At 66.8% G+C, this 6,821-nt stretch carries 5 protein-coding genes and 1 rRNA gene; 2 read left to right on the plus strand and 4 right to left on the minus strand.

The genetic code is table 11. The annotated features are described in order from the left end of the window. The first annotated feature begins 9 nt into the window (after positions 1 to 9). The gene (locus tag ACFY3V_RS22005; protein ID WP_389775726.1) at positions 10 to 1,512 is read left to right on the plus strand and encodes a DUF1015 family protein; all 1,503 of its coding nucleotides are present in this window, start codon (positions 10 to 12) and stop codon (positions 1,510 to 1,512) included. Positions 1,513 to 1,635: 123 nt separating this feature from the next. Here the strand turns inward: ACFY3V_RS22005 and ACFY3V_RS22010 are convergent, their stop codons facing one another. Beyond that, positions 1,636 to 2,088, minus strand: a complete 453-nt coding sequence (locus ACFY3V_RS22010) for a hypothetical protein (protein WP_362897388.1) — start codon at positions 2,086 to 2,088, stop codon at positions 1,636 to 1,638. Between the two features lie 97 nt (positions 2,089 to 2,185). On the opposite strand from ACFY3V_RS22010, the gene ACFY3V_RS22015 reads away from it, so the two are divergent. Beyond that, on the plus strand, positions 2,186 to 3,124 hold the full coding sequence (locus ACFY3V_RS22015; RefSeq protein WP_389775730.1) for an MBL fold metallo-hydrolase: 939 nt from the start codon (positions 2,186 to 2,188) through the stop codon (positions 3,122 to 3,124). Positions 3,125 to 3,367: 243 nt separating this feature from the next. On the opposite strand, the gene ACFY3V_RS22020 is transcribed toward ACFY3V_RS22015, so the two are convergent. The 3 genes from ACFY3V_RS22020 to rrf all read right to left on the minus strand — a co-directional run. Beyond that, on the minus strand, positions 3,368 to 4,522 hold the full coding sequence (locus tag ACFY3V_RS22020) for a hypothetical protein (RefSeq protein WP_389775733.1): 1,155 nt from the start codon (positions 4,520 to 4,522) through the stop codon (positions 3,368 to 3,370). After that, on the minus strand, positions 4,429 to 6,207 hold the full coding sequence (locus tag ACFY3V_RS22025) for a hypothetical protein (protein WP_389775736.1): 1,779 nt from the start codon (positions 6,205 to 6,207) through the stop codon (positions 4,429 to 4,431). The genes ACFY3V_RS22020 and ACFY3V_RS22025 overlap by 94 nt, the downstream gene beginning before the upstream one ends. Positions 6,208 to 6,729: 522 nt before the next feature. Further along, positions 6,730 to 6,821 (minus strand): 5S ribosomal RNA (gene rrf / locus ACFY3V_RS22030); the annotation flags it as partial.

The following is a 6,821-nucleotide window of genomic DNA, read 5'->3' on the forward strand; positions in this document are numbered from 1 at the left end:
ATGCCCTCTATGGCGAATCCTGAACTGCCGATACCCGGCGGGCTGGTGCTGCGCCCGTTTCACGGCGTGCGGTTCACGGTCGACGATCTGGCCGGAGTCACCTCCCCGCCGTACGACCTCATCGACGAGGCCGAGGTGCGGAAGCTGCTCGACCTTCACCCCAACAATGTGGTGCGTTTGATCCTTCCCGGCACCGACCATCACAAATACGCCGAGGCGCGGGAGACTCTTCACCAGTGGCTCTCCTGCGGGGTGCTGACCGCCGACGAGACACCCGCGGTCTACATCTATGAGCAGTCGGGTCCTGGCATCCTGCAGCGCGGGATCATCGGTGACGTGGGCCTGGCCGGTCCGGAGCTGGGCATCATCCTTCCTCACGAGAACGTGATGCCCGGACCGGTCGCCGATCGGCTCGCGCTGATGCGCACCACGCAAGCCAACCTGGAACCCATCTTCCTGCTCTACGACGGTGCGGGCGGCGCCACCACACACCTCGTCGACCGCATCGCCGCGTCCCGGCCCCCTCTGGCGGAGACGGAGACCGAGGACGGGGTCAGGCACCGGCTGTGGGCCGTCACCGACACCGGCGAGCTCGCCTCCATCGACGCCGACCTCCGCCCCCGCCAGGCCCTGATCGCCGATGGGCACCACCGCTACGCCACCTATCTCGCGCTCCAGCGGGAACACCGCGCCTCCGTCACTGCCTCCGTCACGAGTGACGCCGCGACAACCACGTCCATGAAACCCACGACAGCCGTGGAATCGGTGACGCCCATGACGGACGGCACCCCCGCGGAGTCGGCGGAAGCCACGAATCCCGGGAAACCCGCTAAAGCCACGGCCTCGGTGAGCCCGGTGGAACCCACGGAAGCGGTGAGCCCGACGAACCCTCCGGAGCCCGGTCCGTGGGACTTCGGTCTCGCGCTCCTGGTGGACTCCAGCGCCTACCCACCGGATCTGAAGGCCATCCACCGGGTCATTCCCGGACTGCCGCTTGAGGAGGCGCTGGCCAAGGCGAGGGGCTCGTGGCAGGTGCACGACCACGCGGACCTGGCCGAAGGTCTGGCCGCACTGGAGGAGACCAGCGGACCGGCCTACCTGCTGTCCGCCGGCGGGTCCGCACACCTTCTCACCGACCCCGATCCCGACCAGCTCGAACACGCCATGCCGTCCGAGCACTCGGCCAGGTGGCGGGCGCTGAACACCTCCATCCTCGCGGAGTTTCTTCTGCCGAAGGTGTGGGGGATGCGGGACGACGAACAGTCGGTGCGCGTCGTCCACCACGACCCGGAGGCCGCCGTACGGCTCGCGCGGACGTCCGGTGGAACCGCGGTGATTCTGCGCCCGCTCGCGGTCGACGAGGTGCTCGCCATCGCGGCTCAGGGGGAACGAGTGCCTCGCAAGTCCACCTCCTTCGGCCCGAAGCCCAGAACCGGTCTGGTTCTGCGCACGCTCACCCCGGGACGGACACCTTCCGAAGAAAACCCGCCCTCCGCGAAGTCAGGATCCTGAAACTCAGGAGGGCCGGACCCCTGAGAAGAGCCGGATGCCGCGGAAACTCCGAAACCCTGCGTTTCCCGAGCCGTGGAGGTCGGTCCGAGATCTCGGAATCCTGCATGCCCTGGAAGTAGGGCGTCAGTTACCCGATCTCGCCGGGGTGAGCCGCGGCTCCTCCCCCCGGTCCCGTGGCCCCCTCCTCGCATGCAGGAGTGAGCGCACCGGCCGAGGCGGGACGGGCACGGGAACCTCCTCGTCACAGGCCAGGATCGTGATGACCTTACGCTCAAGACGTCTCACCGAACGCACTTCGACCTCGTAGCCGGACGACTTGGCCCCTTCGCTTCCCCACCATCTCCGACGCAGCGAACCCGTCACCTCGACGATGTCATCGGGAAGCCAACCGGCCACGGCCTCGATGACATCGGTCTCGAACGACGCGCACGGAATGGTGTCGACCCGGGCGCCACGCCCGCGGTGTCGCCGCCGGACGATGAGCCGCCAGGTGCCGAGCGTGCCTCCGCTCTGCAACGGCCTGACGTGGGCCACCTCAGGTAGGCGGCCCACGAGAATGACCTCGTTACGATCCATGCGATCCTCCCTCGATCCTGCCTGTCGAGGACGACTCTCTACGATGTGAGCTGCACCGGAATGGCCGAATACTGTTCTGTGGATACCGGTTCCAGTTATGAGGTGGCCTGTGGACAACATCACCGCCCTCGGCGGGGACGTCTATGAGATCGATACGAGGATGGCCGGGTACTCCAGCATCACGGCCGGATACCTGATCCTTGGAGACCGTCCCTGCCTGGTTGAGACCGGCACCTCCACCTCCGCCCCCGTGGTGCGTGACGCCCTCACCTCGCTGGGCGTCGGACCCGGAGATCTCGCCACGGTCGTCGTCACGCACATCCATTTGGATCACGCGGGCGGGGTCGGCGACATCGCCGGTTTCTACCCGAATGCGGAGATTGTGGTTCACCAGAAGGGTGCCCGGCATCTCGCCGATCCATCCAGGCTGATGGCGAGCGCGCGAATGGTCTGGGGCGACAAGCTCGACACCCTGTTCGGCGAACTCTCCCCGACAGAAGCCTCGCGGATCCGCGCGCTCGACGACACCGACACGATCGACCTCGGCAACGGGCGTACCCTGAACAGCCACTACTCGCCGGGGCACGCCAAACACCATGTCGGACTCATCGACTCCGGCACCGGAGACCTCTATGTCGGTGATGCGGCCGGGGTCTACCTTCCTGAGACGGGCGACCTGCGTCCCGCCACGCCTCCGCCGGACTTCGACCTGCGGACCGCGCTGGACTCGATCGCCCTGTTCAAAGCACTGGGCCCGCAAAGGCTGCTCTTCAGTCACTACGGACCGGTCACGGATGTGGAGGAGATCCTGGGACGCTCCGCCGAGGAGCTTCGTGTCTGGGTCGACCTGACCCGTCAGGCCCACACGGAGGGCATGGACCTGGATCACGCCGTTGCCATGGTCAGGGAGCGCACCCGCGACCGTTACGCGGCATTGAAGACGGACGAGGCGACCGCCGAACAATTCGAGCTGCTGAGCGGCGCCCCGTCCAACGTGGCCGGAATCCTGCACTGGCTGGATCGAATCCAGCCGTGAAAACGTGCCCTGCAAGGCTCGGGGCCGTTGTGACTCCTCCGCTCCCCGAAAGAAGCGGCTTCTCGCCTCCCTCCGTCGAGGTAGGCGACGGCCAAGCCCTGACCGTTTCAAACACAGGGGCGGTGACAGGGAAGCAATTCACCGGGTAAACCTGGCAGTCCCCTCGCTGAGAACGATGGAGACACCTCCCGCATTCCGGGCGCACAGCTCGTCCACCCGGAATGCGGCGAAGGTTCCCTGGACTTACTTCTTCTCGGCCTTGCCCCGGCCCTGCTCGTCGTCCTCGCGCTGATCCTCGTCCTCATCGGAGTCGGTGTCGGAGGCGTCACTCAGAATGTCGCCGAAGTCGGGCTCGATGAAGGCAGGGCCGACAGCGTGCTCCACCTTGCCCGGCTTCTCCTCCGTCTTCCGCTCGGCGTCGACCGCCTCGCCCTCGGAAGAGACCTTCTCGGGGGAGCTCACCTCGGCGGAGTGCTCTTCGTCGACGGAACCGTTGTCCTGAGCGTCATCGGCAGTGGGACGGTTCGCGTCGAAGTCGTCGTCAAAGAGATCGTCTTCGGCCTCGATCTCCTCGTCCAGAGCAGCGACGTCGTCGATATCGGCGTCATCGTCGACGTTGACCTCATCATCGCCCTCGGCATCGGCGTCATCGTCGGCGCGGGTGTCATCGTCGACGAAGACTTCCCCGTCCTCGATGTCGTCCTCTTCGATGTCCTCGATGTCCTCGATGACAGCGCCCGTCAGCTCCGCGTAACGCTCGGCCGCGTCGGTCTCGCCGTCCTCGTCGAAGGTCATCGCCCGGCCGAACCACTCCGTGGCCGGCCCCGCGTGACCGGCCGCGGACAACGCGTCGGCGTAGGCGAAGGCGAGACGGGCCGACCAGGGCTGGGGACGGGTGTCACGCAGCTCGGGAAGGCGCTGGAGGGTGATGACCGCGGCGTCGTTCTGACCGAGGTCTCTCCGGGCGCCGGACTCCACGATGGCGAGCTCGATCTTGCCGACGCGGTCGAGTCGCTCGGCCTCCTTGGAACGGACCAGGTCAAGCGCACGCTCGGGGCGGCCAAGACCGCGCTCGCAATCCGCCATGATCGGCAGGAACGAGTCGGAACCTGTCATCCGGCGAGCCGCGCGCAGATCGCTGAGCGCCTCGGAGAAGTGGCCGGCACGGTAGGCCGCGATACCGACAGCCTCACGGATCACTCCGATCCTGGCCGCGAAGCGGCGTGCGACCTTCGTGTGCTCGTAGGCCCGCTCCGCGTCGTCCTCGCCAAGGGCCCTCTCGGCCGCCACGAGATGGCGGGAGATCAGATCCGCGAGGTCGAGCGGAAGAGAACGCAGCTCTTCGCGGATCTCCTTGTCGAGCTCCTCCGCAGTGATGTCCGGCGCGAGCTCGGGCAACTCCTCACGCTGGCCGCCGGGAGCCTCGTCGCGCCCCCCGGACCGGTCGTCCCGGCCATAGCGGGTGCGAGAACCCTCACCGTCGCGGTCGCGGTTCCCGAAGGGACGACCGCCGCCCGGACGATCGTCACGGTTGAACGGCCTGCGCTCACCACCGCGGTCGTCGCGGTTGAACGGAGGACGGTCACCACCGCGGTTGTCGCGGTTGAACGCGGGACGACCCCCGCGATACCCACCACCGGGACGATCATCCCGGTTGAAGGACCTGCGCTCACCATCCGGCCGCGAACCGTAGCGGCTACGAGTCTGGTCGCGATCACCGTACGAACGACGCTCGCCACCACGATCATCACGGCTGGACGACGGCCGATCATCACGGTTGAACGGAGGACGATCCCCCCCGCGGCTGTCACGGTCGAACGACCTGCGGTCACCACCGCGATCATCACGGTTGAACGACGGCCGATCCCCGCGATACCCGCCACCAGGACGATCACCGTACGAACGACGCTCGCCACCGCGGTCGTCACGGTTGAACGGAGGACGGTCACCACCGGGGCGATCGTCGCGGTTGAACGGCCTGCGCTCACCACCATCGGGACGCGAACCGTACTGACCACGCGACTGGTCACGATCACCGTACGAACGACGCTCGCCACCACGATCATCGCGGTTGAACGGAGGACGGTCACCACCGCGATCATCACGGTTGAACGACGGCCGATCCCCGCGATACCCGCCACCAGGACGATCACCGTACGAACGACGCTCGCCACCGCGGTCGTCGCGGTTGAACGGAGGACGGTCACCACCGCGGTTGTCGCGGTTGAACGGAGGACGGTCACCACCGCGGTTGTCGCGGTTGAACGGAGGACGGTCACCACCGCGGTTGTCGCGGTTGAACGCGGGACGATCCCCGCGATACCCACCACCGGGACGATCGTCGCGGTTGAACGGCCTGCGCTCACCACCGCGGTCGTCACGGTTGAACGGAGGACGGCCACCACCGGGACGATCGTCGCGGTTGAACGGCCTGCGCTCACCATCCGGCCGCGAACCGTACTGACCACGCGACTGGTCACGGTCACCGTACGAACGACGCTCGCCACCACGATCATCGCGATTGAAGGGCCTGCGCTCGCCACCGCGGTCGTCGCGGTTGAACGGAGGACGGTCACCACCGCGATCATCACGGTTGAACGCGGGACGATCCCCGCGATAGCCGCCGCCCGGACGGTCATCACGGTTGAACGGCCTGCGCTCACCACCGCGATCATCACGGTTGAACGGAGGACGACCGGAACCGCGGTCGTCACGGTTGTAGGACGGCCGGTCGCCACGATCACGAGAGCCGTAGGAGCCACCGCGAGACTCGCGGTCACCATAAGAACGCTGGCCCTCGCCACGCGGTCCCGAGGACCTCTGCCCGCCCCCTGCGCGGTCGTCACGGTTGAACGGAGGACGACCGGAACCCCGGTCGTCACGGTTGTAGGACGGCCGGTCGCCACGATCACGAGAGCCGTAAGAACCACTCGGGCGCCCTTCTCGGCGCTCACCATACCGGGGACCGTCACCCGGACGTCCCCTGTCACCACCTGCGCGATCGCTGCGGCGGCCTCCCTGGCCGCCGGATCCGCGGTTTTCGCTCTCTTCGCGACGGCCCGCGCCCTCAGGCCCGTTGTCACTGTTCACTTCTGGTCCATTCGTTGGGTCACTCTGCGAGCGCGTCCCATCTCCTCGTTCGGATGAGACGTTCGCTATCCGGGCGGTCTCCGGCCGCGGGGTGCGCCCCGTTCGCTATCGCTGCCCCGCCCCTATCGTGGTCTGGCGCGACGAAGGCCACCCGCTGGTGGGGTGGCCCGGCCCTTCCAGCCTAGCAAGCCCTTGAAAGTCCATACGCCCTTCCCCTGCACCCATGAATGATCATGGACATCACGGCGGGCCCTTCGCGGATGGCTTTTAAGAGAATCTCGGAGCCATCCCAGCTGCCGGCCGGTACCTTGCCGCAGGAGTTGAAGATCGCTTGGCTAACACTGCTCATAACGCAAAAGGGCCCCTCAGCGGAAACCCACACGCCGAAAACCTCGAGCCCCGGCCTTCCAATACCCCGAGCGTCCTTTGGAGGGCCCTGGGGCATCGCTTGAAAAAGGCCCTGGAAAGCACGAAAGGGCCCCCACCAAACGGTGAGAGCCCTTTCATGAAAAATTGTCCGGCGGTGACCTACTCTCCCACACCGTCCCCGGTGCAGTACCATCGGCGCTGAAGAGCTTAACTTCCGGGTTCGGAATGTAACCGGGTG

It is taken from the genome of Streptosporangium sp. NPDC000095 (assembly GCF_042899335.1).
Lineage (GTDB): Bacteria > Actinomycetota > Actinomycetes > Streptosporangiales > Streptosporangiaceae > Streptosporangium.